At 60.6% G+C, this 24708-nt stretch carries 19 protein-coding genes, 1 tRNA gene and 7 pseudogenes; 6 read left to right on the top strand and 21 right to left on the bottom strand.

Annotation, left to right across the window (positions count from 1 at the left end):
• The first annotated feature begins 110 nt into the window (after window positions 1-110).
• Entirely contained in the window at window positions 111-1040 is a 930-nt protein-coding gene (locus IVB23_RS13040; RefSeq protein ID WP_247448929.1) for a TauD/TfdA family dioxygenase, read from the top strand.
• A gap of 786 nt (window positions 1041-1826) precedes the next feature.
• On the opposite strand, the gene IVB23_RS13035 is transcribed toward IVB23_RS13040, so the two are convergent.
• From IVB23_RS13035 to hemN, 4 genes and pseudogenes are all read right to left on the bottom strand, one after another.
• Window positions 1827-3302 (bottom strand): carbohydrate porin, encoded by a 1476-nt coding sequence (locus IVB23_RS13035; protein WP_247803820.1) that lies wholly within the window; start codon window positions 3300-3302, stop codon window positions 1827-1829.
• Window positions 3303-4339: 1037 nt separating this feature from the next.
• Window positions 4340-4639, bottom strand: coding sequence for a hypothetical protein (locus IVB23_RS13030; RefSeq protein WP_247803819.1), 300 nt, complete (start codon window positions 4637-4639; stop codon window positions 4340-4342).
• A gap of 37 nt (window positions 4640-4676) precedes the next feature.
• Window positions 4677-4802 carry a hypothetical protein gene (locus IVB23_RS39340; RefSeq protein ID WP_256469077.1) on the bottom strand — a complete coding sequence of 42 codons (126 nt, stop codon included), beginning with the start codon at window positions 4800-4802 and terminating at the stop codon, window positions 4677-4679.
• A 232-nt stretch (window positions 4803-5034) separates the two neighbouring features.
• Window positions 5035-6356, bottom strand: a pseudogene (gene hemN / locus IVB23_RS13025) (oxygen-independent coproporphyrinogen III oxidase).
• A 2373-nt stretch (window positions 6357-8729) separates the two neighbouring features.
• On the opposite strand from hemN, the pseudogene IVB23_RS13020 reads away from it, so the two are divergent.
• Window positions 8730-9820: pseudogene (locus tag IVB23_RS13020) on the top strand (IS3 family transposase); the annotation flags it as partial.
• Between the two features lie 471 nt (window positions 9821-10291).
• Here IVB23_RS13020 and IVB23_RS13015 read toward each other — a convergent pair.
• From IVB23_RS13015 to fixL, 5 genes and pseudogenes are all read right to left on the bottom strand, one after another.
• Window positions 10292-10626: pseudogene (locus IVB23_RS13015) on the bottom strand (radical SAM protein); the annotation flags it as partial.
• A 170-nt stretch (window positions 10627-10796) separates the two neighbouring features.
• A complete protein-coding gene (locus IVB23_RS13010) occupies window positions 10797-11495 on the bottom strand; it encodes a helix-turn-helix domain-containing protein (protein WP_247311252.1) in 699 nt (232 codons plus the stop codon).
• 103 nt (window positions 11496-11598) lie between these two features.
• Complete coding sequence (locus tag IVB23_RS13005; RefSeq protein ID WP_247803818.1) at window positions 11599-12018, bottom strand: response regulator; 420 nt, start codon at window positions 12016-12018, stop codon at window positions 11599-11601.
• A gap of 44 nt (window positions 12019-12062) precedes the next feature.
• Complete coding sequence (gene fixJ, locus IVB23_RS13000; RefSeq protein ID WP_247803817.1) at window positions 12063-12680, bottom strand: response regulator FixJ; 618 nt, start codon at window positions 12678-12680, stop codon at window positions 12063-12065.
• 3 nt (window positions 12681-12683) lie between these two features.
• Window positions 12684-14201 (bottom strand): sensor protein FixL, encoded by a 1518-nt coding sequence (gene fixL, locus IVB23_RS12995; RefSeq protein WP_247803816.1) that lies wholly within the window; start codon window positions 14199-14201, stop codon window positions 12684-12686.
• Window positions 14202-14389: 188 nt separating this feature from the next.
• Between fixL and IVB23_RS12990 the strand changes: the two are divergent.
• Window positions 14390-14551, top strand: a pseudogene (locus IVB23_RS12990) (universal stress protein); the annotation flags it as partial.
• A 13-nt stretch (window positions 14552-14564) separates the two neighbouring features.
• Here IVB23_RS12990 and IVB23_RS12985 read toward each other — a convergent pair.
• The 6 genes and pseudogenes from IVB23_RS12985 to IVB23_RS12960 all read right to left on the bottom strand — a co-directional run.
• Window positions 14565-14972: pseudogene (locus IVB23_RS12985) on the bottom strand (transposase); the annotation flags it as partial.
• 303 nt (window positions 14973-15275) lie between these two features.
• Window positions 15276-15557, bottom strand: a pseudogene (locus IVB23_RS12980) (transposase); the annotation flags it as partial.
• Between the two features lie 289 nt (window positions 15558-15846).
• A pseudogene (locus tag IVB23_RS12975) lies at window positions 15847-16559 on the bottom strand (IS5 family transposase).
• Window positions 16560-16675: 116 nt separating this feature from the next.
• Window positions 16676-16897 (bottom strand): hypothetical protein, encoded by a 222-nt coding sequence (locus tag IVB23_RS12970; protein WP_247324813.1) that lies wholly within the window; start codon window positions 16895-16897, stop codon window positions 16676-16678.
• A gap of 174 nt (window positions 16898-17071) precedes the next feature.
• Window positions 17072-17293 carry a hypothetical protein gene (locus IVB23_RS12965; protein ID WP_247324812.1) on the bottom strand — a complete coding sequence of 74 codons (222 nt, stop codon included), beginning with the start codon at window positions 17291-17293 and terminating at the stop codon, window positions 17072-17074.
• Between the two features lie 75 nt (window positions 17294-17368).
• A complete protein-coding gene (locus IVB23_RS12960) occupies window positions 17369-17671 on the bottom strand; it encodes a hypothetical protein (protein ID WP_247803815.1) in 303 nt (100 codons plus the stop codon).
• Window positions 17672-18283: 612 nt separating this feature from the next.
• Here IVB23_RS12960 and IVB23_RS12955 point away from each other — a divergent pair.
• Window positions 18284-18463: a hypothetical protein gene (locus IVB23_RS12955; protein WP_247324809.1), complete on the top strand. Its 180-nt coding sequence runs from the start codon at window positions 18284-18286 to the stop codon at window positions 18461-18463.
• Between the two features lie 14 nt (window positions 18464-18477).
• Here IVB23_RS12955 and IVB23_RS12950 read toward each other — a convergent pair whose 3' ends face one another.
• The 5 genes from IVB23_RS12950 to IVB23_RS12925 all read right to left on the bottom strand — a co-directional run bounded on the left by IVB23_RS12950 (window position 18478) and on the right by IVB23_RS12925 (window position 22374).
• A complete protein-coding gene (locus IVB23_RS12950; protein WP_247803814.1) occupies window positions 18478-18738 on the bottom strand; it encodes a hypothetical protein in 261 nt (86 codons plus the stop codon).
• A 538-nt stretch (window positions 18739-19276) separates the two neighbouring features.
• Window positions 19277-19546, bottom strand: coding sequence for a hypothetical protein (locus IVB23_RS12940; RefSeq protein WP_247803813.1), 270 nt, complete (start codon window positions 19544-19546; stop codon window positions 19277-19279).
• 557 nt (window positions 19547-20103) lie between these two features.
• Window positions 20104-20178, bottom strand: a tRNA-Val gene (locus IVB23_RS12935).
• Window positions 20179-20335: 157 nt separating this feature from the next.
• Window positions 20336-21649, bottom strand: coding sequence for a hypothetical protein (locus IVB23_RS12930; RefSeq protein WP_247803812.1), 1314 nt, complete (start codon window positions 21647-21649; stop codon window positions 20336-20338).
• A 119-nt stretch (window positions 21650-21768) separates the two neighbouring features.
• On the bottom strand, window positions 21769-22374 hold the full coding sequence (locus IVB23_RS12925) for a DUF1134 domain-containing protein (protein WP_061876634.1): 606 nt from the start codon (window positions 22372-22374) through the stop codon (window positions 21769-21771).
• 138 nt (window positions 22375-22512) lie between these two features.
• Here IVB23_RS12925 and IVB23_RS12920 point away from each other — a divergent pair, with 138 nt between their 5' ends.
• Entirely contained in the window at window positions 22513-22998 is a 486-nt protein-coding gene (locus tag IVB23_RS12920) for a YHS domain-containing (seleno)protein (RefSeq protein ID WP_061876635.1), read from the top strand.
• Here IVB23_RS12920 and IVB23_RS12915 read toward each other — a convergent pair.
• Window positions 22992-23822: a 3'(2'),5'-bisphosphate nucleotidase CysQ gene (locus tag IVB23_RS12915; RefSeq protein ID WP_247803811.1), complete on the bottom strand. Its 831-nt coding sequence runs from the start codon at window positions 23820-23822 to the stop codon at window positions 22992-22994. The two genes, IVB23_RS12920 and IVB23_RS12915, sit on opposite strands and share 7 nt — an antisense overlap.
• Window positions 23823-24001: 179 nt before the next feature.
• Between IVB23_RS12915 and IVB23_RS12910 the strand changes: the two genes are divergently transcribed.
• Entirely contained in the window at window positions 24002-24655 is a 654-nt protein-coding gene (locus tag IVB23_RS12910) for a histidine phosphotransferase family protein (RefSeq protein WP_197969478.1), read from the top strand.
• Window positions 24656-24708 lie beyond the last annotated feature (53 nt).

The following is a 24708-nucleotide window of genomic DNA, read 5'->3' as shown; positions in this document are numbered from 1 at the left end:
CTGGCATGGTGCTTGCTCGAGAGTACCCGTAGCGCGAGGCTCGCCTTCGAAACCGAGTCACACGCGCCCTTGTCCGCTTGAAGAATCCGCAAAGTTTGGAAAAATTCGCAATGAAACAAACGGCTTCGACCGAGAGTGTCATTCCACTGACCGACGTCGTCAAGCGCGCAGCGCGCATCGGTGTTGAAATCAGAAATATCAAGCTCTCGGGTGATTTACCGAGCCAAACCATCGCTGGGATCAACAGCTTGCTGCTCGAACACAAGGTGATCTTCTTCCGCGATCAGGGGCATCTTGATGACGCGGAGCAGGAGCGATTTGCTGCTTGTTTGGGAAGGCTGGTGCCGCATCCGACACTCGGTACGATCAATGGAACGACCTCGATCATCGAGCTTGATTCCGCGCGCGGAGGTAGCCGGGCTGATGTATGGCACGCCGATGGAACCTTTCTCGCGGCGTATCCTAGACTTGCGGTGCTGCGAGCCATTGTGGTCCCATCGTCCGGTGGCGATACGATTTGGTCGAACGCTGTGGCCGCCTATCTGGATCTGCCGCGGCCGCTCCAACGGCTTGCCGACGAACTCTGGACCGTTCACAGCAACGCCTTCGACTACGCCGGGACCTGCCGTGTTCGCGAAATCGACCAGAAGCATTTTGATGAGGTCTTTACCAAAACGATCTATGAGACGGAGCACCCGGTGGTCCGTGTACATCCCGAGACCAGCGAGCGCGCGCTGGTGCTCGGCGATCTGGTGCAAAGGTTTATTGATATCCCAAAACGCGACGGTCAGAAGCTGTTTGATCTATTCCAGTCTCATATCACGGCACCCGAAAACACCGTACGCTGGAGCTGGAAAGAAGGCGATGTCGCGATCTGGGATAACCGCGCAACGCAGCATTATGCGGTCAACGATTACGGTGACCAGCATCGCGTCGTTCATCGTGCCACAATCGATGGTGACGCGCCCGTCAGCGTCGACGGTCGATGCAGTGTAACGCGCCTCAAGACGACGAAGCACCCGTCCACGAAGGTTGCCTAGCAAGGCTCGGCAAATTCACCGATAATGCACTGCTCTTATCGCATGTTCGCGCGAATAGATGTTTGAGAAGAGAAGTGAACCCAGCAGAACGCCACGCGCAATTGGATGGGAGGGCTAACGCGCCGCAGACTCGGGAGGCGACCTCCTTGCTGAAGTAAGATGCTAAAGCTCATCTCGACCCGGCGAAAATGAGTCAGCATCGGAGTGGCGCAAGTCATCCGGCCGCGTCCGGTCGATTTGCCGCGGAAGGGGGCACGTTTCCGCCGACCTTGCGCATCCCTTTCGGCCAGCGCCACGACCGTCGGACAGATATAGCGATTGCCCTAACTGGCTAGCTTTGGCATCTGTGTCGCGGTTCCGCTTACCACACCTCTTCGGGGTGAACTAAGCTCCGAGGGCACGATTTCGGCTTGTCATGGCAGAGTACGAGCTCGGACGCGAGTCTGACGAGCAGCACGAGCGACCATCCAAAAGCAATGTCGCTGCCGCAAGCTCAGCACTCGATTGAACAAATGAGCATCGGAGATCATTCCGCGGCCGGAGGGTATAGCTCTTGAGCAAGTACGACGTCGGCCTATCGCTCGTAGAACGAAGCAGCAAAGGCTCCAACCTACCATTCCCAACAGCATGCTACGTTGGATATCACGGCTCGATTTACGCGGTACCAGGCTTCGCGCCAGGAGCACAGCGGATACCAAAATCGCCGTGATGCGTGGCCCAAGCCGTTGAAAAGGGCGATTGTGATATCGACTACATGACCGTGAATTCACGCGCAGTCCTGAGAGCCTAGAAGAATACCGACGTAGATACCAATATATTCAGGGCGTGTCCTGTTTGCGGCGTGTAGGTAATGCTTGTCGGGTGATTGATGTACGTCAGTCCTACGGTTGTATATATCCCGGGCGCCAGATGCGCCGTATACAGTCCCGAAATTGCTGTGCTGTCCCGGTGCGCCAGCTGCTCTTTCGCCAGTGCAGCGTCCACCGCGAAATGGCTCCAGATGGTATTGTTGACAACAAGACTCATCTGATCAGTGGGCCGGCTGTCAAACAGGCCCTTCGCATACAGGCGAAGCTCGTAGTACTGACTTGCCCTATTTAGGTCAGGCGGAGCGTACATCGCAGAGAACCCGCCATAGATTCCGCGAGATGCCGAGCCGTGGACGGCAGATTGCCAGAATTGCCTATCCGCAGCTACATAGTAGACGCTGTTCGCCTTGGCTGTCGGTTGCGTCGGATGCTGTAAGTCCGTGTAGCTGCTGTTGTTAAAGCCCGCGCCAGCCCGCAGCCAAGTCTCGGGTACCCCGGGAGTAGGCTTGTTCCTATAGCAAACTTCATCAAGTAAAAGAATGCCCGCGTCGCGCGTGCTCCAGTTCAAGCCAGTGGGATTTTCGCTTACATGCGTATATTGACCGGCTGGACTGAGCGAGCGCTGGATTGAGAGCTTGTTATATAAGCGATCGTCAAAATTGTACTTCAGATTAAGAGCCGGCGTTGGCGCCCAATTGTTGCTCACGCCTGCTTGGAACAGCATCTTCGACGAGGGTCCAAAAACTTTTTCTCCGGCACCCGCAAACTCATGTTGGTTCCTGAGGTGACCCACTTTGAGTTCGATCTTCCTGTCGAAGAACGTTTGATAGTAGGACACTGCATTGATTCCCAGTCGGTCTGGCCCGGCGCTCTTCCATGTCCAATATTGATGCTCGGCTCCCACGACGATCTGACCGTCGGGAATTCCAAACCGAGCGAGGTCATAGGTCACGATCATAGAGTTGACCGTACTAAATGTCGGATTCTGGCCGACATATTGTTGATTGGCGATGGTGCTTCTGGCGGCATTACCGAGTTGATTGTTGACAAACGTGTTTAGGGTCCAGCCAGCGAATCCAATCCCGAGATCCGAAAGCTCGGATCTGACAGAAGCTGCATCCTGATCTATCGTGTCCGCAGGACCAGGCCCAGTGAACGCCGCACCTTTTTCGCGGAGGTTCTCGAATTTTGCGAATGGGGCAATCTGCTTTTGACTTCTGCTGTTGGCGGTGTCCTCCGCACTGTCGCGCGTTGTGGTAGACCTAGCTGCTTTTGACAGCGAGTTCCCAGAAAGGCGCGCTGCTCCTTTGGGCCGGCCGCTTCGGAAGGTTACAGCCGGATTCGAGATTGTTTGGCTTCTTGCCTCGGCGAGCTCATCGGGACTGTGACTTCTAGGGACAGAGATATCACCAGGTTCTGCCGCCGCCGAACTGCCGGCGAGACTAGCTATCACGGAAAGGAGAATACGCCCTCTTGGCTTCGCACTTGGTCGAGAGATGAAAGCAACTATGCCAGCCGAGTATACCCGCATGGATACTGGCGCTATACCGCAACGATGCATAGTGATTTCCACGTCCATCGATTTGAATAAAGTGCAACTTCCACCTGACGGCCTAGAGCGGTTCGCGATCCTTGTGCTCAAGGCGGTCTAGGTGACGCTTGAGGCCAGGCGGCATCTCTATGCCAACGAGACCCGCTCAGCCTTCCGCGCTATCACCACTGCTGGCGCAGCTTGGCCCACGTGGTGGTACCCAGCGCGATGCAACCCAGCCGCTCGATCGCTAATCCAGTGCAAGCATCTGCTGCACCGTATCGACACGGAGAGTGGCCTGCTCGATGTGAGCGTTCGCTAGCATTGGCGGCCGACGCACGGAGCCGAGGGATTCTCACGACAAATCCGCTGCCACGAGGAAAGGCAATGTTCTTCAACAGAGAGCCACCCAGTAGCTGAGCTCGCATAACAACACGCCTGACCCGAGAAACGCCGCCCGCAGCTCGGTCCATGGGATGAAGCACAGGCGGGCAGAAGGGCTAACATCTTTTGACGCCCGTAAGCTCGCTGAGGCCGGCACAAGGCCTTGATTGGCTCTCATGGGAAGATGGAGAGCGCGATTGGAGGCCTTTTGATAGCTGCGGGACCAGACAGAACATCCATCAGCTCCATTGGATTGATCGGAACTATATCGCATCGCGACTTCTTCCTTGATGTGGCCCGAGCGAGTTTCACCGGCACTGACTGGCATGTGTCCGTCATCTCCATCAATTGCTAGGTCTGGTAGTTGACCGGGCGCGGGACGTCGGCCGTCGCTGTGCGAATCGTAGGTATCGTGCCGCTCGGCGCGAGACCGTCCCGGCGTCAGAGACGAACTCCGGTAATGGCAGCATCGAGGGGACAATCCGGGAAGGTCGCTTCGATCCCGGTTGCGCGAGGCTCTTACAGGAAACGATGGTTTCGATCCCGCGGGATCCGGTTCTAACTGTGGTGCTCGATTATCGTTGGTGCCGTGTCGCGCCGGCGCTGGTCCTTTTGTGCTCTTTGGTTTCGCTCATCGCGTCGACCAGTTGCTGCTCTGGATTGCACGCGGCGGTCCGTGGCGATCCCGGTCGAGCGGCGACCATCCACATCAATAGGATCCATCGTGCATCACCCACGAAGCGCTCCGCTTTGCTGGAAGTTCGTATCCAGCGTAGACCGCAGGCTGATTGCGGTATCCCGGGCTGCCAGCGCTTGAGCCAGGTCGAAATATCTTCGTACATCCGGACGAGCTCGATCAGGTTTTCGATACCCAAGTCGCTGAACGCCTAGATCTCATCTTCTCCGACGCGGTTAGACCCAGATGAAGCCGTCCTCGATCGCCATTTTGTTGGCGACGTCCCGCAGCCAGTCGTCGTCCTGGGCGAGCTCCGCGGCCATACGGGCAATGGCGGTGATGTGATGAACGTTGTCGGTCACGCCGCTTGAGCGGACAGCGTTGCAGTCGGGGGCGTCCAACTCCGGGCAGCAACTCGCCTAGCTGTCTTCGCGGGTAGGGCCGGGGCGGCTCTCGTCGCGCAGCTGCGCACGGCGTCCTTTACGAATTTGGCGCTGTACGTGAGTGCACCAGATGAGCGAAACTCGTTACCCGGGCTTCTGGGCGCGTAACGGAAGGTAATGCATTCATACGATCACCGCTCTTTGGCTGGTCTTAACAGAGCGGCGTGCCAAGATAAGCATCGAATGCGGCCGCCACAGCGCGAGTTAGAAAACGATGCTCCTGCCTCACGCGGATGAATCCCTTTTCCACCTCCACGATCCCATCCTCGGCGAGCATTGCCAAGCGTTCGGGTGAACCGAGGAACGGGACCGGGTCAAATCCATGAGTAATGCAAATTGCCGGCACGTCGACCTCGAAATCGCACATCAGCCGCTCGATGATTGCAGCCCGGACGCGATCTTCGAGGCTGAGACAGTAGCCCTTTGACGTCGCCAGACGGCCGGCTTTGATTTGGCCGCTGTAAGAACCCGCTGCAACTTCGTTCTGGACGTAACCGTCGCCAAGGCGGCCGATGGCCGACGGGCCGAAGCCGATTACTTTATGGCAGGTGTCGGCCGAGTAACCCAGTGAGTTCCGCCGCAGGCGACCGGCTTTCTGCGCCAGCGCGAGCTCATCGTCCGGCAAGGCGAAATGGTCGAGTCCGATTTGGCGGTAGCCCGCAGCAATCAGTGTATTGGCCATCGCCGCGGCCTGTTCTGCACGGGCAGGGCTGCCTCGTCGATCAGGCGCTGATTCTTCTTAAAGGAAGGAACGTGCGCGTAGCCGAATTCCGCAAGCCGGTCTGGTCGCATGGCCACCGCCGTAGTCGCGGTCTGAACGCAGGACTGCACCGTCTGATTTGGCAGACCGTAGATGAGGTCGAAGTTGATGCGGAATATTCCATGCTGCCGCAGCGTTTCGACAGCGCGCTCTGTTTGTGCCTCACTCTGGACCCGGTTGATGGCCGTTTGAACAATTGGATCGAAGCTCTGGACGCCGAGGCTCGCGCGGTTCACGCCGGCAGCCGCTAACCCTTCGGATGTGGCGAGCGTGAACGTGCGCGGGTCGATCTCAACAGCGATGGCGGCCGTTTTCGAAACCGCAAAGCGGCGGCGCAGAAGTTCCATCAGTGCCCCGAACTCCGCGGGCTCGATGAGGGTCGGCGTTCCACCGCCGAAGTGCACGTCGCTCACAGGCAGCCGTTGCGGCACCTGCGCCGCGACCAACTCGATCTCCTTACGAAGAAACGCCAAATATTCTAGGATGGGTGAATCCCGGCGAGTGATGCTTCGAGCGAAGCCGCAATACCAGCCAATCGATCGACAGAACGGAACGTGGAAATAGAGCGACACGGACTCATTAACCGGCAGGCGCTGCAGCCATTTCTCAGAGGCTTCGGCGCCGACCACCGTGGAGAACTGGGCTACAGTTGGATAGATGCTGTACCAAGGAAGGCGAGCATCGCAATACTTTTCCAGGACCGAGGTCTGCAACGATTGTTATCCTATGTTTACGAACTTTGTGGTCGCAAGCGAAGTCTTTTGCATTCCTTTTTGCCGACAGTAATCCGAAATGTCGCCAGGAGCTTGCGTGACGGCCGATCTGCTGACGAAACACGGTGTGGGATAGCAAGCCGTTCCTCTCGAAGATAGAGAACAACTGCTGCAGGCGAGATACTCGAATCAACACGGCCAGGAGGGGGCCCCAGATTCAACTCCGCTTCGCTAATCTCCGACGTTCGCCAACGAGACATCCACCAGAGCCGTTGACGCTGCTAGAGCTCGAACTGCTCCACGACCTGACTCGTGCGAGGTTCATCGATCAAAATTGATACGCCCCCTCGCAATCTCCATCAACTGACAAGGTTTGGTAGGTTGACTTCTGCCTGGCGTATTCCCCACCGACCCAGGGATCCTGCGCCGGCTCTGAGACGTCCCGGTACGTAGTCGAACTTCACCAATGCGAGGATCGTCGGTGGGCCTCGTTCATGGTCCCCGGGAGCGACAAACCCCTTCATGCGCCCATTGCTCGGCGGAAAGGTCGCTAGGAGCGAAACGTTGCTTATCGGTGACTCTCTCGCTAGCAGTCTGAGGGCAGGGTAAACGTGGTCGAGTTTGCGATTTGGGCGACAGTTTTCCCTTCATGCAATGGCATCGACACAGTTGGTCTTCTTCGCATCAACTGCGGAGATCAAGGTACGATCCAAGAAATTGAAGCTGGCTCGCATTCGGGCGGGGGCGAATAAATGCTTATGGGAATGCTCGTCGTAAAACGGTGCCAAAAACGCCTCGTCGTCGATCAACTCGACAACAGTGCTTGGTGCGCGCGCTATGATGTAGGAGCGGCCCGCGTGCGACGAGTCTAGCGTCGCGTGGCTCGCTAAGCCGCATAGGAGCTAACGCCAAGCCATCGGAATAGTCGCGGAAAGTGTATTGTCGATCGTCGCGCGGCACCACGGCTGTTGGCGTGAGTGTGTTCTCGAGTTGGTATGGAAAAAAGTAATGAGCCGGGTAGGCGAGCGAGAAGTGATCGATGCAATGAACAGCCGGCCGCTTCAGACTTGCCACCGGTTTTGCACAGATCGTCAAGGCACCTATGGTGGGTGGTGGTCGTCTTCGTGTGTCTGTGCACTGCACGAGTCTATTTTTGACCGACAATATCTCGAGAGCTCGGCGGCCCGTGAAGTCGCTCCAAGGCTGAGCTTGTCACCCGACGCCAGGGCGGTCCTATCGGAAGTTCTATCGGGACAACAGAAGGCGAGCGATGAGATAACGGAGCTCAATCACAGCATCACTGCATAGCAGGCTGAGTTAAAACGAATTTCCGATCAAATTGCAGCGCTGACCTCACGAATCGACTCGTTGCCGAATCTGTTACTCACCGCCTCACCTCCTTCCGTTCCCTCTCCGCCGTCAGCTCAAGCCGATCCGAAGCCGGCGAGGAAACTCGCGCCTCCGTCTAAACCACAAGGGCCGATCGCCGTCGGAGGGGCGGCCACTGGTCTCATCCCCGGGCACGGACGAACCTCGATCATTTCCCGCGTGCTCAGTCCCAGTCCAGCTCTCCACACGTCGGTAGCAGATATTGGAGTTCACCCGAGCTCGTGTACTCCGTCGGGCACGGCGTGCGCAGAATCTTCCAAACACCGGCGCCCGGGCGCTTCCCCGAAAAACGCATAGCCGAAAACGAGGCTCAAGGACCAGAACGCTTTCTTCTTCTAATTCAGTGCATCCAGCCTCTTGAGATTGGATGATTTGACCTACGATCGAGCCCTCCGCCGCGAACGTTCTTCTCGACGCCACTGTTCATCGGATAGCCACAAAGCGCGCAAATCAACAAGCAAATCGTCCGGATGGACCAAGTACGGCGCATAGCCCGGGAGATCGCGGCGCGCCTGATAGTTCTACGCGGTATTCCTGACTGCCTCAGCTAGCATCGCGTAAAGCTGCCGCTTGCTCATTTCCTGAGGCTGACTATCTAGCGCCTTTTGCGACAGCTTCTTTCCGACGCAATCGCGACCGGCCGCCTTCACCGCCGGCCCTCGCTTCGGGGCGGGTCTAATCTTGGGCTTTGCTGTTGGTGGCTTGTGACCTCGAGTCAGGCCCAACCGAGCGAGCCTGGCCGCAAACTGCGTTGCGACTGCACTCGAGATGACGCGCGATCTACGCAGCACTCTGTCCCGCGGCCCAAAGCTTTTCCAGCTGTGCCAATTCTCTTCTATTCCAGGGCATGGAAGATACTTTAGTGCCAGTTGTGACGTCAGGTTAGTTTACTCTTCGTCCAGCTCGTTGAAGTGGACCCCGGAAATAGGACCAAACGTTAAGGTGTGAAGCGTCCTGCTCTGTTTGAACCGACGGAGCACGGATATGACGAAATCACGCAAGAAGTTCGATGCCGCATTCAAGGCCAAGATTGCCCTGGAGGCCCTGCGCGAGGTCGCGACGGTGCCTGAACTGGCGAAGCGGCACGGCGTTCACCCGAACCAGATCTACGGCTGGAAGAAGCAAGTCCTCGACAATTTGGCGAGCCTGTTTGTGCGTGGCGCGACGGCTTTGGGAGATGGCGAGGAGGAGCATGAGCGTGAGACGGCGAAGCTATATACCAAGATTGGCCAGTTGACGGTTGAAAGGGATTTCTTGGCCAAGAGGCCCGGGCGATGACCGTCCCCGAGCGCAGGGCGATGGTCGAGCGCCCTGGCGAGAATTTGTCGGTTCGGCGGCAATGTGAGCTGCTGAATCTGGCGCGTTCGGGCGTCTATCGCTCCGAGCCGGTGACCAGCTCCGACGATCTGGCCATGATGCGACGGATCGACGAATTGCATCTGAAGTGGCCGTTCTACGGCTCGCGACGAATGGTGTTCGAACTCAACCAGGCAGGCTACGGCATCAACCGCAAGCGCATGCAAAGGCTGATGCGCGTGATGGGAATCGAGGCGCTGGTCCCGCGTCCCGGCACCAGCAAGGCAGCGCCCGGCCACAAGATCTATCCATATCTTTTGCGCGGCGTCAGCATCACCGAGCCCAATCACGTCTGGGCCAGCGACATCACCTACATTCCGATGGCGCAGGGATTCCTGTATCTGGTGGCGATCATCGACTGGGCTACCCGGGCGGTACTGGCGTGGCGTCTGTCGAACACGATGGATACGGGCTTTTGCATCGCCGCGCTCGACGAAGCGCTGGCGCGGCACGGCCGGCCTAAAATATTCAACACGGATCAGGGCGCGCAGTTCACCAGCTCAGCCTTCACCGGCAGGCTTGAGGCTGTAGGCATTGCGATTTCGATGGACGGACGCGGTCGTTTCATGGACAATATTTTCATCGAACGGCTGTGGCGCTCGATCAAGTACGAGGAAGTGCATCTGAAAGCCTATGCCGACGGACGCGAAGCGCGAGATGGCATCGGATCATGGATGAGCTTTTACAATCATCACCGCCCGCACCAGGCAATGAATAACCAGTTTCCGATGGCGGCATGGCGTGCCGGCATCGACAGGATCGAGGCGGCGAGGACTGTGGATATGCCGCTTCGCTTGGACAACGCAAACGCGTTGCCCACATACCCACAGCAGACGCAACAGCAGCAGAAGAAAGCTGCTTGATTTGAACGACAAGGCAGGCCGGATCACACCTTAACTTTGGCGATCCATGGTCCCCGCTCCGGGGTCCACTTCACGCGCACGACCGCCGGTTTGGTCTCCTGTTCATTCATTCTACGAAAGCCCGCATCGCGGGTGAAGGAAAAACGAGTCCTTGGCGCACGCGCTCTCTTCTTAGTCCCTACCGTGATAAGGGTCCCATATGCTCGCGCAATATATGTAGTCGAGTGGCAACCGGGCGTGCCGCTGGGTGCCATCGCGCCGAGTGCTTGCGTCCTGATGTTGACTACCACAAAAGCGAGTTCGCGCGCCTCCCAATCTTGATAGGGGAGGCAGACCGTAGATAAGATCGAAGTTGGGCCAGCCGACGCCGGCCCGTCGCAGGCGCTCAACGCACGTGGCGGTCTGCTCGAAAATCTGCAGGCGGTTGATAGCGCACTCCACAACAGGATCGGAGCTCTGTACCCCCAGGCTCGCGCGATTGACTCCGCTGTAGCCCAAACCCTCCGCGATCGGCTCGGTCAGGGTACGCGGATCAATCTCCACGGCGATTTCGGCGTCGGGCAGCAAGAAATAGGAGAAGCGGAGCGCGCCGACGCGAAGGCCTCGGGCGTCATGATCGTCGGCGTGCCGCCGCCGAAATGGACGTGCGAGATAGGAATCCGGTTTGGTCGTTTTGGGCTTCAACTCCGCCGCAGCAGTTGGCACACGTTTTGGCAACTCTGATCCTCTTGGCCGGAAACGCAGCCCGCGGCTTGATTGCGGCAAGAAAGGCCCGCCGAAATGCGTTCGGCGGGCCAAGTCGGGGAGCAGAAACGCGGCCGGGTGAAAGCGATCAGGCATCGAGATTGTGCAGGCGCTGGCGGTTGCGCAGTACGATCTGGCGGGCGCCGGAGAAGCCGAGTATGCGCTTTGCGTGAAGCTGCGAGAGCGCGCGCGACACGGTCTCGAGCGTGAGGCCGAGATAGTCGCCGATATCGCGCCGACACATCGGCAGTGCCATCATGCCGGCGACGGCGAGGCGGCGATCCATTTCGAGCAGGAAGGTTGCAACACGCTCCATCGCCGTCTTGCGCCCCAGCAGCAACATGTGATCTTCGGCGTGACGCAGCTCGCCCGCCGTCATGGCCCAGAGCTTGCGCGCGACCTGTACGTCGGTGCTGGCGGACCTTTCGAGGCTGGCTCGCTCCACGAGGCGCGCGCCGGTGGCGATAATCGCTTCGGCCGCAAGGCGATGCGTCTGGCCGGGTTCGAGGCCGAACACGTCACCGGGAAGATGGAACGCGCCGATCTGACGGCGACCGTCGGAGAGCAGCTTGTAGCTGCGCACCGCGCCGGAGACGACCTGATAGACATATTCGGCGGGCTCGTCCTCGCCGTAGATCTCCTCGTCCTTGCGATAGGAGAACTCGGTGGCAACGAGGCCGGCATGTCCGGCGATCGCGCCGAACTGTTCGGAAACGGAACGCGCTGGAGCGATTTTACCGCCGATTTGGGTCTTAATCGCCTGGGTCTTGAGCGTCTGGGTCAGCATCTGCGCCATCTCGGTTGTGATGGTGCATTGGTACGCGGGATCGCGCGATCCGGAAATTTCGAGCGATATCTTAAGGAGGTTTACCTACGGAGAATCCCGTAGGTCAGTGGCCGCGCCTGTCCTGGATGGCGTGACGGATGCATTTCGCCAGGTTTTCATCGAGGAGCGGCTTCAAAATCACGTCCTTGATCCCTGCCGCCGCTGCCTTTACCGAGATATTTCCGTCGGGATAGCCGGTGATCAGGATCACGGGTCTGTCGGCGTCGGATTGGCGCAGCCGCCAGGCCAACTCGATGCCATTGATGTCAGGCATCTTGTAGTCGATCACGTAGCAGTCCGCGCCGGGTGGGGTCGTCGCATTGAGCAGCGCCGTGGCGCTCCTGAAGGTCCGCACGGCAAAGCCGTCGGTTTCCAGCAGGAAGCGCAGGGATCCCAGCACAGCGGCGTCATCGTCGACCACGTAGACGGTGGGCTTTGCCGATGCGCCTGGGGGCCGCTGATGGGGCGAGCCGATCTCGATCATGCCTGCGTGGCTATCACAGGCCCGCACAAGTGCCTTGACCTGCCTCAATCCTTCAGCATGCCGGCGCGCATCGCCAGCCGCACCAGCTCCGACAGGCTGTTGGCCTGCATCTTGGTCATGACATTGGCTCGGTACACCTCGATCGTGCGCGGGCTGATCTCGTATTCGCGGGCGATCAGCTTGTTGGAGAGGCCCGCGATCAGCCCTTCCATGACCTGGCGCTCGCGCGGGCTCAGGGAGGCGACGCGCGCGGCGACGTCCTGCGAGATGGCCTCGTTCTTGGCGACCGGTTCGGCCCGGCGGATCGCGGCTTCGATCATGGTGACGAGGCGGTCGTCCTCGAACGGCTTCTCAAGAAAGTCGACCGCACCAAGCTTCATCGCTTCGACTGCGAGCGGCACGTCGCCATGGCCGGTCATGATCAGGATCGGGAACGGGCTTTGCTGTGCCTTCATCCGCTTCAATAGCTCGATCCCGTCGAGGCCCGGCATGCGCACGTCGGAGACGACGCAGCCGACGGCGAGACCAGGCAGGGCGCCGAGGAACCCTTGCGCATTGTCGAATAGGGTGACGCCGAAGCCGCAGGAATCCAGCAGGAAGTTCAGCGAGTCCCGCATCGCCTCGTCGTCATCGATGACGTAGACATGTCCCTTGGTTGTCATGAATCAGTTCTCGTCGGCTGCAGGGAGGGTGAAGCGGAATGTTGCGCCACCCGATGCGTTGCTCTCGGCCGACATGCGGCCGCCATGAGCCTCGATGATGGAGCGGCTGATGGACAGTCCCACGCCCATGCCGGTCTCCTTGGTGGTGAAGAAGGTCTGAAACAGGTTTGAAATGACATCACCCTGGAAGCCGGATCCGGTGTCGGACACCTCCACTTCGATCACATCATCGGCGATGCGGCTGTTGGCGACCACGAGCTCGCGCCGCGGCGACTGCGCCATCGCTTCCAGCGCGTTGCGGAACAGATTGACCAGAACTTGCTGGGTCTGCACCCGGTCGGCGAGCACGAGATCGGCGTCCGGATCGAGATTGAAGTGGAGCTGCACGTTCTGCTCGCGCGCGCCGGCAAGTCCGAGCGCGCCGGCTTCCTCGATCAGCTTGGACAGGCTTTCGACCCGCTTCTCGGATTCGCCGCGGGCAACGAAATCGCGCAGTCGTCGTATGATCTGGCCGGCCCGAACGGCCTGCTCCGCGGCGCGATCCATCGCGCTTTCGATCTTCGGCGTGTTGGGGTCGGTGCAGCCGGCGAGCAGCCGTCGCGAGCCCTTCATGTAATTGCTGATCGCCGCCAGCGGCTGGTTGAGCTCGTGGGCGAGCGCAGAGGCCATCTCGCCCATCGCGGTCAGCCGCGAGACGTGAACCAGCTCGGACTGCAGCTCCTGGAGCCGCGCCTGGGTCTGTTGATGCTCGGTGAGGTCGCGGATGAATCCGGTGAAATAAGGCTCGGCGCCCGACTGCATCTCCCCGATCGCCAGGTGCATCGGAAAGGTGGTTCCGTCGCGGCGCTTGCCTGTCACGATACGCCCGATGCCGATGATATGCGGATCTCCGGTGGTGCGGTAGCGTGCGATGTAGTTGTCATGGCGCGAGCGGTCCGGCTCCGGCATCAGGATGCTGACGTTCTGGCCGATGGCCTCATGCTCGGGCCAGCCGAACAGGCGCTCGGCCGCCGTGCTGAAGAGCTGGATGATGCCGTGGCCGTCGATGACGATCATTGCATCGGGAATGGTCTGGAGGATCGACTGGAGGTGAGTCTCGCGGGTGCGCAGTTCCTCCTCGACCCGTTTCTCCTCGTTGACGTCGAGAAAGATGCCGCTGAGATGGCGGGCGGCACCGGCGTCGTCCCGGATGAGACCTGCCCGGGCGCGAATCCAGCGCCCCAGGCCTGAGGCATTGGAAACTCTAAAGGATACGTCGAAGCCGCCGCCGTGGTCGACGACATGCTCGATCGCGCTCTCCATGCGCGCGCGGTCCGCGGGACCGAGGCGCGAGAGAAGGAGCTCATAGCTCGCCGGTTGATTCCGATCGATGCCGAGCAGCATTCTGGCGGTTTCCGACCACTCCAGCTCGCGCGTCCTGAGATCGAGATCCCAGCTGCCGACGCCAAAGCCTTCGATCCGGACGCCGAAATGCTCGCCGCGAGCGTCATCTGGCGGATGAGTTACGCGGCTCGGCGACAAGCTATTGCTCCCATTCTCCCGCGGCGGGGTCCCGTGGCGGCAATTTCGCCCAAGGCCGGACCGGAGGCAAGTTCGGATGTCTGATTGGCAGATTTCTCCCAACTGGGCGCCGAAAATTGATCTACCTCATCCTGCCTTGCGTCGGCGCGGCTAGATTTCCACAGCAACTTACTGCCCGGAGGCTCCCGATGACATATGCGACCGTGATGGTCAGCCTGGCGTTCGATCAGCCCAACGAGGCGCGTCTTCAGGTCGCGGGCGAACTCGCCGAGCGGTTCGAGGCGGCCATTGTCGGCGTTGCCGCGGCGCAGTTCGCTCCGCCGCTCTATTTCGCAGATGGCGCCGAGGCCCTAGTACCCGGAATCAGAGCTGAGTGATACGGCGGCCTTTGAAGGGGCGTTGACGAACCTTTTTCTTGGTCCAGACGAAGGGCTCGGCTTTGTCATTGTACGCGTTGACGTAGGCATCGATGTGTTCCTGAAGCTGCTTGAGACTTGTGAAGGAGGAGCCGCTAAGTGACTGCCCCTGCAAGATCGAGAACCAGACCTCGACCTGATTGAGCCAGGACGCGCTTGTCGGCGTGAAATGAAATTGCACGTTGGGGTGGGCCTTGAGCCAGTGCTCGTTTTTCTTGTGGGTGTTGAGGTTGTCGAGGATGACGTGAAGCCTTCGGCCCGGAAAGGCCGCGATAACGCCGTTCATGAAGTCGAGGAACTCGACGCGGCGACGGCGTTTTGAATGAGCCGCGATGATCTTTCCGGTGGCGACTTGGTTCGTTCGGGGCAACATTATAGGCGCGACATATGTGGAACGGCTCCGCGGGCAAGTGCTTTTTTAGACATTTCGTCCTCCGGGAACGGTGCGGTCATATGTCCGGCCTTTCAGCGCGGTCGTGGACCGCTGGCCTCGATGAAGTTCGCGATGCGAGGGGCTGATCAATCTGACGCGCTTTAAGCGCATTGTCGCGCCGGCCTCTCTCGCCTCGGGATTTCCTCCCGTGGGGTCATCGTCTAATTATGCACCGCGCCTCTGTCCGGCTACGTGCCGGGCAGTCTGTTCTGGTCGTCGTTCGGCTCAGGCACGTGCTGCGCCGCTTGCCACGCCAGTATTTCGATAGCTTCCGCCCTTGGTGAGGAGCGCCCAGATGATCCTCGCGATCTTGTTGGCAAGCGCGACCGCGACTACCTTGAAAGGCCGTCGCGCCAAAAGCGCGATTAGCCACCGCGGCTCCTTCTCGTTGCCCTTCGCGCGTCGCAAGACCGACGTCGCGCCACAAACAAGCAGCGAGCGGAGCGTCGGATTTCCCATTTTCGATATGCCGCCGAGCCGTTCCTTGCCGCCGCTAGAATGGGGCTTAGCAACACATCAGCCAGCAAGAGATGGTGATAACCCAACTCAAGCGCGAGGGACGCGATCTCGCTCTCGCGCTTTCCGTGCTTGACACCCTGATTGAGACCCAAAAGGCTAATTTACTGGAGCGGGATTTGATCGTTACCGAAGTGGCAAAGCGGTTTGGATAAAGATGCTTGCGCAGTCACAGATCAACAGATCACGATGCATGGCCAAATGCTCTTGACCGCTACCGGTCCCGTCCACGACCCGCGGGGCAGCCCCGTCGAGGCCGTGCCCTAGGGTCTGTTTGGATTCATCTTGAGTTTGTCACGGCGGCGGTCAGATTGATCATTGCTTCGAAGCTCAAATCGGTTTTGTCGGCGCGCATGGCGATCCGCTTGAATTCCTTGAGCTTGCAGAAGAAATTTTCGATCAGATGCCGCCATTTGTACATTTCCTTGTCGATGGCGAGAGGCTTGGCGCGACGTGGGTGCTGGGAAATGACCACCTTGGCGCCGCGCTTGTCGAGGTCGGCGATGATGGCATTGCTGTCGAACGCCTTGTCTGCGATCAGCGCATCGAAGGCCAGCCCTTCGATAAGCGGCGAGACGCCGACCGTGTCGAAGCGCTGGCCGGGCAGCAGCACGAAACGCACGAGATTACCGAGCGCGTCGGTAAGTGCCAGGATTTTGGTGGTCATACCGCCTTTCGAGCGGCCGATGGCTTGGTTTTGCGTCCCCCTTTTGCGCCCTGTCCGTGGCGGTGGACTTTGACGATGGTGGCATCGACCATGACGTATTCCATGTCCGGCTCGTCCGAGACCGCATCGAACAGACGCTTCCAGACACCTGCCTTCGCCCAGTCGCGGAAACGCGTGTATACGGTTATCCAGTTGCCGAAGGCGCGCGGCAGATCGCGCCATGGGCTGCCTGTCCGGGCGATCCACAAGACTGCTTCGACAAATAGCCGGTTGTTCTTGCCGCTCCGGCCGGGATCAGCCGGCTTGCCAAGACAATGTGGTTCCATCTTCGCCCATTGGGCGTCAGTCAAAACGAATCGGTTCATCCCAAGCTTGAATCACAGCCAAGCCCAAATGAGAATCCTGAATCCAAACAGGCCCTAGGCGACGAGGGCGGACCGTCCTACTGTTGAGGATTGCCGATGTCGAACGCGCCTAGACGGTAATCTTCGCCCACCGATTGCTCAGTCGTCGGCCCCGCAATCAAAGTGAACGTCGCGTCGGGATAGCTGGTCCACACCTCAATGTCCTCTGAAGTGACGGTTAGATATCCGAAGAAGCATTTGTATCGACCCGGCTCCGTTACCCGACCGACTTTGTCCCACGTGATCTTATTAACGCGCATTCTTGCTCAATCGAAAAAGAAACCAGCTCACCTTCCGGGAGCGGGCTTCTCCTGCCCATGCGTATCGCGCCCCGTCCGTTAATGAGCGCTACAACTAGCGTAGTTCGGATTGGTTTCCGCCCGGTTACTACTCGTAGTCAAGCGAGCGAGGTGCCGCGGCGGCGGGCTTTCTCGCTAGCTCCACTCGTTCTCGGGCAATGAGCCGGGCGGCGGTTTGAGTTCTTCGAGACCAGATTCGACAAGCGCAAGTTCCTCTTGGATCGCTTTGACCGCGTTCCGAGGATTGATGCCCGACACGGCTTGCAGTTCGGCGAGCACCTTGCGGCGATGGGCTAGCAAATCTGCCAATGCGCGTCGGTCTCGCATCTTCACGTAGCCAGCGACGATCATTTCCATGGCTGTTAACACTGCGTTGCCTCCTCTCCGCTTTGAGTTATCGCGGTCGGCTAAGCTCCAACAGACCGGCTTTTGTCATACGATATTCGACACCTTCGCCCGTTGAGCGTCGCTCCATCCATCCGTTTCGTAAAAGAGCGAGCGCTGTTCCGGGGCTGTCGGGAAGCTTTGAGGAAGACACCCAATCGCGGTCACGAAGACGATCGAGAAATTGCCGGTGATACTGATTAAAAAGCGACCTGAGCTTTTCTTGCCGAGGGATGTCTTGAAGTATCGTTTCAAGCGGGCGTTCGGTTTCCATAGCCGTTTGTTGCCATCGCATGGTTTACGATCAGTTACGGATCGGGAACACCCGGCCATCTTTTCTAAATGGTTCATGGTTATTGTTTTGCGGCATGGGTCACGAAGACGCATCTGCTTGGTTCGTGCCGACCCTTAGGCGAAGCTATGCTCGCCTAGCGGCGTGGGTGGTGCGCGATAATCGCGAGCCTGAGCCCAGCCGTTTGTCGGCGTCGCCGCGGGTGGAGCGGCCCTCGCATTCCAGACCCGCCGCGGCGGCCATCGCCGCCGCGCGTTTGAGGACCTGGAGGCCCGACGAATGGCGAATAGTCGCACCTCGACGCGTCCGTGGTTGCCGAACGAAGAGCCGGAATTGCTCTCGCTCTTTGGCGCAGGTGCCACAGCTGAGGAAGCCGGCGAACGGCTACGCCGCACCCGCCAAGCGGTTTACGCTCGCTTGCAGCGCTTTCAAAAACAGCGGGGGCGAGCGAGTAGGATGAGCGGGAAGTTCTTTGCTCAGTTACCAGAGTGATCGAGCGACTGCGATCGATCTCTAAGGTCGCAAGATCACATCCGCAGCGGATATAGGGTAGCGAGCCGATCCAATCGCATCGTCGGTTCGCCCGCGCTGAAGCAACTCCTGAACCGAAGGTTTAATTGCATCCGCTTCAAAAGGCGCCAAGCTGTAAGCGATCGCATTGAGGTCGACCGATGGCCAGCCCGACTGATGACGAATTGCGCGCCGCTGTCTCCGCCGCCATTGAGCAGTGGAAGAGTTCGCGCCAGCTTCCTCACCTGTCGCCGAACGATTGTGAGACGTTGAACAAGTTGATCATCACCGGGCTTCAAACCGTGCTGTTCCAGCGTGCGAAGATCTTCGACAAGCGCTAAACGGTACAGCTCGATCAAACCCCGCGGAATTCGACGACGCGGTCTTTGATCGAAGCATGCGCACGAAAGCCCGCAACCATCCAAGCCCTCGCTTGAGCGTGCCCGGCCTTCATGGAGCTTTCGTTGCTCCACCACGCTGTGAACTTGAGAGCCGATGCTGGGAGCTTACGTCCCAAAATGTCTTCGATCTCGACGAACGTGAGCCGAACGCTATGCGCGGCCTCGGTCAATAATCGTTGATGCAGCGGAGTGTAGATCGATTTTCGGGCGGTCATCGTCTGGCTGGGGCGGGCGATATGTCGCACCATCGTAGAGCGGTAAGCACGGTCACCATCATCCGCGGCGGCGAGCCGGCAGCGATTAACTGACCGGTATTATGCGGGTTCCTGGCGCCGAGAAGCCTGTGTATTAGGCGGTAACCCGTCTGAAGGGCGACATAAACAAGTATCGAGCCCTCATCACGGACATAAATCTGCTCGGCATGCTCAACGGATGGGAAGTTGGGCACCGCGCCAGAGAGCTAAATCCCGACATCCCCGTCATTTACATGACTGGCGCCGCGGCCGATCAATGATCCGCCAACGGCGTGCCGAACAGCATCCTATTAAACAAACCATTTGCGCCTGCGCAGATCGTGGCCGCCGTCGCTCAGCTTCTGAACGCTAGTGCGCCGCCTACGTAAGGACGTCTCAGCTGGCGGCCTGTTTTTTCTGAACGCAATCCCCATGTCGCCCGCAGGCGCCATACATCAATACCGGCTCAACCTCGACGCCGGAGACAAAATCCGATTTCGCGAATTTGCGCAGGTAGGCCTTAGCTTGTTAGCAGTTCCTCGCCCGGCGTCAGCAGCTTCACATACGTGCCGCTCTCATGGAGGTCGAGCCAGCCCTTCTCGACCGCGTATTTGACGCCGGCGCCGAATTCGGGACTGCTGCAGCTGCAACCGTCCTTCGAGATGAAGGGATAATTGATCTTTTCGATGTGAATGCGGCCGTTGATCGGCTCGACGCTCTTCGCGAGTTTGACGAGCTTTCGCGCCGCAGCTTCAGGCGTTGCATAGGGGCGTTCGTTATTCGGTTTCATGGGGAAGTCCGGCGGTGAGTGGCGCGAACGTGGGCTTCGAGAGTGCAGGTGCAAACTATACCTCGCCGCGGAAGCAGCGCGCAATCCCTTGGCCGCTCTCTGGTCAGGGCAGCGCCAGATCGTGCATCCAGCAAAAGCTCGCTGGCCGTTTGGTCTCACCTTCACGTGAACAATGGCCGGCGGGCATCACTGCCGCCGGCCATCGCTTGCGGATACGCATGGGCAAACGAGAACCCGTCAGCCCTAGTTGGCTGGCGGGTTTTTCTTTAGGCGCGCAGCCGAAGTCCTGCTGCTGGGCAGAGTGATCGCTCACCGCCTGAGAAGGACTAAAGGCAGAGAAAGAAACAGTGCAGGAACGTCGCAGACAAGAGCGCATCGAGACAAACGAGGTCGCCTACACCGGTTGGGTGGAGGAGAACATCGAACGGTCGCGCGATGAGCAGCCGAGCCGTTCCGTAGACCATCATTTCTCGCTTCGTGCCCTTGTTGTGCCCCAGCTTTTTTGGGGCACATATTTGGAGAACTGCATCGCTAAGTGGCTGATTCAAAGAGCTTAATGGTGGGCGCACAAGGGATCGAACCTTGGACCTCTCCCGTGTGAAGGGAACGCTCTCCCGCTGAGCTATGCGCCCGGGACCATCATGCAGGCGGCCGGATTTCGGCCGGCCGTCACATCGGAGCCCGCGATTTAGAAGTGCGGGCCGAAGGTGTCAAGTTTTCAGGCGCCGCGGAGCCGGGAAACCTCGCCTCAGTCACCTGATTCGCGACGGAGGCGGCGATTTGGCCCGCTTACGCGCCCTGCTGGCGGGCGCGGGAGGCATGGGACTGGAGCGCACGGATGCGCTCGGCGAGTGTTCCGCCGCCTTCGGGCAGGCGGGCCGCGGGAGCGCCGCCCGTCTTGGCGTCGTTGGTCTTGGCGTCGTTGGCCGGGCGCGGTGCCGGCTTCGCCGGCTGGCCGGCCTCGGCCGCGAGCAGGGCCTCGATCGGCGAGTTCGGGCCTTCGAGCTGCATTGCGAGCTTGGCGACTTCGGCGGCGATGTCGTTGATGCGCTCGCGCAACAGCGCGTTCTCCATGCGCTCGGTGGCCCAGGAGCTCTCCGCCTGCTGCTGGATCGCGTTGACGTCGCGCTGAAGCTTGGCGCGCTCGTCGCGTGCGGTGCGCAGCTGCTCCTCCAGCGCGGCTTTCTCGGCGCGCAGCGACTCCACTGCAGCCGACGACTTGCCACCGCTCAAGGCGGCGATCTCGACGCGCAGCTCCTTGATGGTGCGCTCGTTGCTCTCATTGGCCTGGCGCAGCTGGTTGTTCTCATAGTCGCGCTCGGCGAGCAGCTTGCCTTGCGTGGCGAGGCGTCCCTCGAGGTCGGCGACGCGGCCGGACAGCATCTCGGCCTCCTTGACCTGCACGATGAGCTGGCGATCGAGCTCGGTGACGCGCTGGCTCAGATTCTCGACGCGGCCGCGGGCCTCGCTGAGCTGGCGCGAGGCCGCCTCGGATTCGGTCCGCTCCTGCGCCAGGCGCGTCTGGGTGGCGGCAAATTCCTTCTCGGCATCGCCGACGCGGCTCTTCAATTCCTCGATCTGCGCACGCACCGCGATGAGCTCGACCTGACGGCTCTCCGCCATCATCGAGCGGTCGGACAGTTCGGAGTTGATCTTGGCGAGCTCGGCCTGCTTGTCGGCCAGCGCGATCTCGGCCTGGCGCAGGGCTTCGGTCTTGGCGCTGAATTCCTCCTCGGTGGCGCGCAGCTGCTCCTTCACCGCCCTCTCGCGCGCCTCCAGCGCGAAGATCGTGGCGTTCTTCTCGCCGAGCTCGATCTTCATGCGGTTGATGGCGTCGCTCTTCTTGCCGAGCTCGGCGAGCTGGCTCGTGGTCTTGTTCTTGAGCTGATCGACGCTCATCTCGAGCCGCCGCGCCGACATGGCGAATTCGGCGCGGAGCTGGTCCTTGTCGGCCTGGATCTCGGCCATCGACAGCGGGGTGGCGGCCTCGAGCCGGCGCGTGGTCAGGCGCACGGCGCGGTTATGCACCAGCGGCACGATCGCGAGCCCGCACAGCATCGAAAGCAGGAAACCGATCGCCAGGTACATGATCGGTTCGACCATGGGCCAGAACTCCCAGAGCTAAGGAAAAATTTACCAACGACAATGCATGCGGGGCCGGCAAAAAGCCAGCCCTGGCCTGTCGTTAACCTTGATCCCTGGGTGGATGGGAGGGAGAGGACCTAGAACGGGTTCCAGGTCGCCCGCGGGGTGAATTTGAGATAGCCGATATTGGCGCCCAGCCGCAGGCCGAGGCCGGAGCGGATCGGCACCAGCACGATGTTGTTGGCGGTGAGCGCCGTCATGCCGAAGCCGCCGATGATATAGGCCGAGCCGTCGATGCCGCCGAAGCGCTGGTAGATCGCGTTGGTGGCGGGCAGGTTGTAGACCAGCGTCATGGTGCGGGCGCCGTCGCCGCCCCAGTCGAAGCCGAGCGAGGGGCCCTGCCAGTAGACTCTGAGGTCGCCGGCATTCTTGGTGTAGAGCGTGCCTTCACCGTAGCGCAGGCCGGCGACGAAAGCGCCGGAGCCTTCCTCACCCAGGATGTAGCCGTTGGGCAGGCCCCATTGGCTGACCGCCTTCTCGATGATCGAGGCGAGCCCGCGCGAGACGTTGCCGAAGAAGCGGTGGCCGGCCGTGACGAGTTCGTCCGGCCCATAGGTGTTGGGCGTCGGGGTCCGCTGCGGCGGCGGCAGGTCGGGCGGCGGCGCCTGCTGGGCGGAAGCCGGCACGATCCAGCCGATCATCGCGGCAAGCGCGAGCGCAGCAAGGCGTGATGCGAAAGTCATAAAGAACCCCTGGTACCGAATCCGGTCGCTTCCTTAACCTGACGCCAACAGGCACGGCTCTAGGTTGCGCCGGATGTCCCCTCGACTCGGATGTTATCCGCAGCAACTATGACGGCACAACGGCAGGAAGATAGCCCTTTGCGCCCCGGAATTGCCTTGATCGGCCTCCTCGTCTGCTTGCTGTCGGGCATAGGACTCCTCGGCGCGCAGGAGCCGGCGGAGGCTGCCACCACCGAACGGGTCGTCGTCAACCGTTTCAGCGGCGTCGCCATCGAGGGCTTCGACCCCGTCGCTTATTTCGTCACGGGCGCGGCCGAGCAGGGGAGGGCGGAGTTCGAGGCGAATCTCTGGGGCGCTGTCTGGCGCTTCCGCAACGAGGGCAACCGCGCCTCTTTCCTGGCCCACCCCGAGATCTACGGACCGCAATTCGGCGGCTATGATCCGGCCGACATCGCCCGCGGCGTCACCGTCGCCGGCAATCCCTATTTCTTCGCGGTCGTGGCGCAGCGGCTCTATCTGTTCAGCCGGGAAGCCAATCGCGACGCCTTCATCGCCAATCCCGAGCGCTTCCTCTATGAGGTGGGCAAGCGCTGGCCGGCGCTTCAGGAACAGCTCGGTCAGTAGCAGCCTACCGCCTGCGGATCGCCCCAGGCGATGAATTCGGGGACGATGAAGCAGGTGTCGCTGTGCTGGCCGAAGCGGAGTGCACCGCCCTTGCCGTCGGTCACCCTGCCGCCGGCCGCGGTCACGACCGCGCAGCCGGCCCCGACATCCCATTCCGAGGTCGGCCCGAAGCGGGGATAGATGTCGGCGCTGCCTTCCGCGATCCGGCCGAATTTCACGGCTGAGCCGATCGTGCGTCGGACGGCATTGGGCCTGTTGTCGATGAACGCCTCGCTCGTGGGATCGCCATGCGATCGGCTCACCGCCGCGATCCAGGGCTCCCCTCGCGTCGGCAGCTTGCGGGTGTGGATCGGCTCGGCCGCCCCGAGGGTTGCGCCGTTGACCTTCACCCGCTCGGCGCCGCGGCCGACGATGCCGCGCCAGAGCAGGCCGAGCGCGGGCGCGCTGACGATGCCGAGCAGCGGCTCGCCCGATGTCACGAGGGCGAGGTTGACGGTGAACTCGTCGCGGCCGGCGACGAATTCCTTGGTGCCGTCAAGCGGATCGATCAGGAAGAAGCTGCCCTGGAACGGCGGGGAGGCGAGCTGGGCCCGCTCCTCCGACAGCGTCGGAACGTCGCCCGCGAGCTGCGCGAGGCCGTCGGCGATGATGCGGTCGGCGGCAAGGTCGGCCTCGGTCACCGGCGAGCCGTCCTGCTTGCCTTCGATCCGCATGGCGGCGCGGTTGACGGCAAGGATCGCCTCGCCCGCCTTCACCACCAGCGCGGTCAGCGGCTCCATCAGGCCGGATGCGGCCGCCCCGTCGATGATCCGCATCACCTGCATGCCTCATTCATCGGCAATTCCGTTCCCCGTCCACTGATTCGCTTTATGGCCTCATCGGGCCGATCGCAAGCTAGCTGCCGCGGCCTTGCGAATGTTAGAACCCGCAGCATCCGTCAAGCATGCGTGATTCGCGGCATCCAGCGCCGTCCAATCCCAGGAACCCTCCAGGACCCCCTTATATGTCTGACGCCTCGTCGCCCGCGCCCGTTACCGCTCCCGATATGCTCGAACTCGCAGCGCTCCTGTGCTCGCGGGTCTGCCACGATCTCATCAGCCCCGTCGGCGCCATCGTCAACGGGCTCGAAGTGCTCGACGACGATCCCAAGCCCGAAGACCGCGAATTCGCGCTCGACCTGATTCGCAAGAGCGCCAAGACCGCCTCGGCCCGCCTCCAGTTCTGCCGCCTTGCCTTCGGCGCCGCCGGCTCCTCCGGCGCGCAGATCGATCTCGGCGATGCCCAGACCATGGCGCGCGGCCATATCGAGGACGGCAAGTGCTCCATCACCTGGAATCTGCCGCGGCTGCTGCTCCCGAAGAATCGCGTCAAGCTGCTGCTCAACATGCTGGTCGTGGCCCAGCATACGATCCCGCGCGGCGGCATGCTGGTCGTCGATCCGATCGGCGAGGGTGAGACGATGAGCTTTCGCATCACCGCGACCGGGCATAATGCCCGCCTGCCGCAGAACATCTCCGAGCTCCTGAGCGGCGAGCGCGGTCCTGCTGCGGATGCGCACGCGATCCAGCCTTATTATACGCGGCTGCTCGCGCAGGCCTGTGGGCTCACGGTGACGCTCAAGCCGGAAGGCGAAGCCATCATCGTTACCGCGTCGTAAACGTACGCGTCGCGCTCGGCTTCTTAATCGAATCTTTACGAGGCGCTTCGGCT

The sequence above is a fragment of the Bradyrhizobium sp. 191 genome (genome assembly GCF_023100985.1).
GTDB lineage: Bacteria > Pseudomonadota > Alphaproteobacteria > Rhizobiales > Xanthobacteraceae > Bradyrhizobium > Bradyrhizobium diversitatis.
This window is presented reverse-complemented; position numbering and strand designations above follow the sequence as displayed.

Bases quoted from the DNA above. Each gene is read 5' to 3' on its own strand.
- IVB23_RS13040 (WP_247448929.1), top strand. From the start codon at position 111: ATGAAACAAACGGCTTCGACCGAGAGTGTCATTCCACTGACCGACGTC.
- IVB23_RS13010 (WP_247311252.1), bottom strand. From the start codon at position 11,495: ATGCTGACCCAGACGCTCAAGACCCAGGCGATTAAGACCCAAATCGGC.
- IVB23_RS13005 (WP_247803818.1), bottom strand. From the start codon at position 12,018: ATGATCGAGATCGGCTCGCCCCATCAGCGGCCCCCAGGCGCATCGGCA.
- fixJ (WP_247803817.1), bottom strand. From the start codon at position 12,680: ATGACAACCAAGGGACATGTCTACGTCATCGATGACGACGAGGCGATG.
- IVB23_RS12970 (WP_247324813.1), bottom strand. From the start codon at position 16,897: ATGCGCGTTAATAAGATCACGTGGGACAAAGTCGGTCGGGTAACGGAG.
- IVB23_RS12965 (WP_247324812.1), bottom strand. From the start codon at position 17,293: ATGGAAATGATCGTCGCTGGCTACGTGAAGATGCGAGACCGACGCGCA.
- IVB23_RS12960 (WP_247803815.1), bottom strand. From the start codon at position 17,671: ATGAACCATTTAGAAAAGATGGCCGGGTGTTCCCGATCCGTAACTGAT.
- IVB23_RS12955 (WP_247324809.1), top strand. From the start codon at position 18,284: ATGGCCAGCCCGACTGATGACGAATTGCGCGCCGCTGTCTCCGCCGCC.
- IVB23_RS12950 (WP_247803814.1), bottom strand. From the start codon at position 18,738: ATGACCGCCCGAAAATCGATCTACACTCCGCTGCATCAACGATTATTG.
- IVB23_RS12940 (WP_247803813.1), bottom strand. From the start codon at position 19,546: ATGAAACCGAATAACGAACGCCCCTATGCAACGCCTGAAGCTGCGGCG.
- IVB23_RS12930 (WP_247803812.1), bottom strand. From the start codon at position 21,649: ATGGTCGAACCGATCATGTACCTGGCGATCGGTTTCCTGCTTTCGATG.
- IVB23_RS12925 (WP_061876634.1), bottom strand. From the start codon at position 22,374: ATGACTTTCGCATCACGCCTTGCTGCGCTCGCGCTTGCCGCGATGATC.
- IVB23_RS12915 (WP_247803811.1), bottom strand. From the start codon at position 23,822: ATGCAGGTGATGCGGATCATCGACGGGGCGGCCGCATCCGGCCTGATG.
- IVB23_RS12910 (WP_197969478.1), top strand. From the start codon at position 24,002: ATGTCTGACGCCTCGTCGCCCGCGCCCGTTACCGCTCCCGATATGCTC.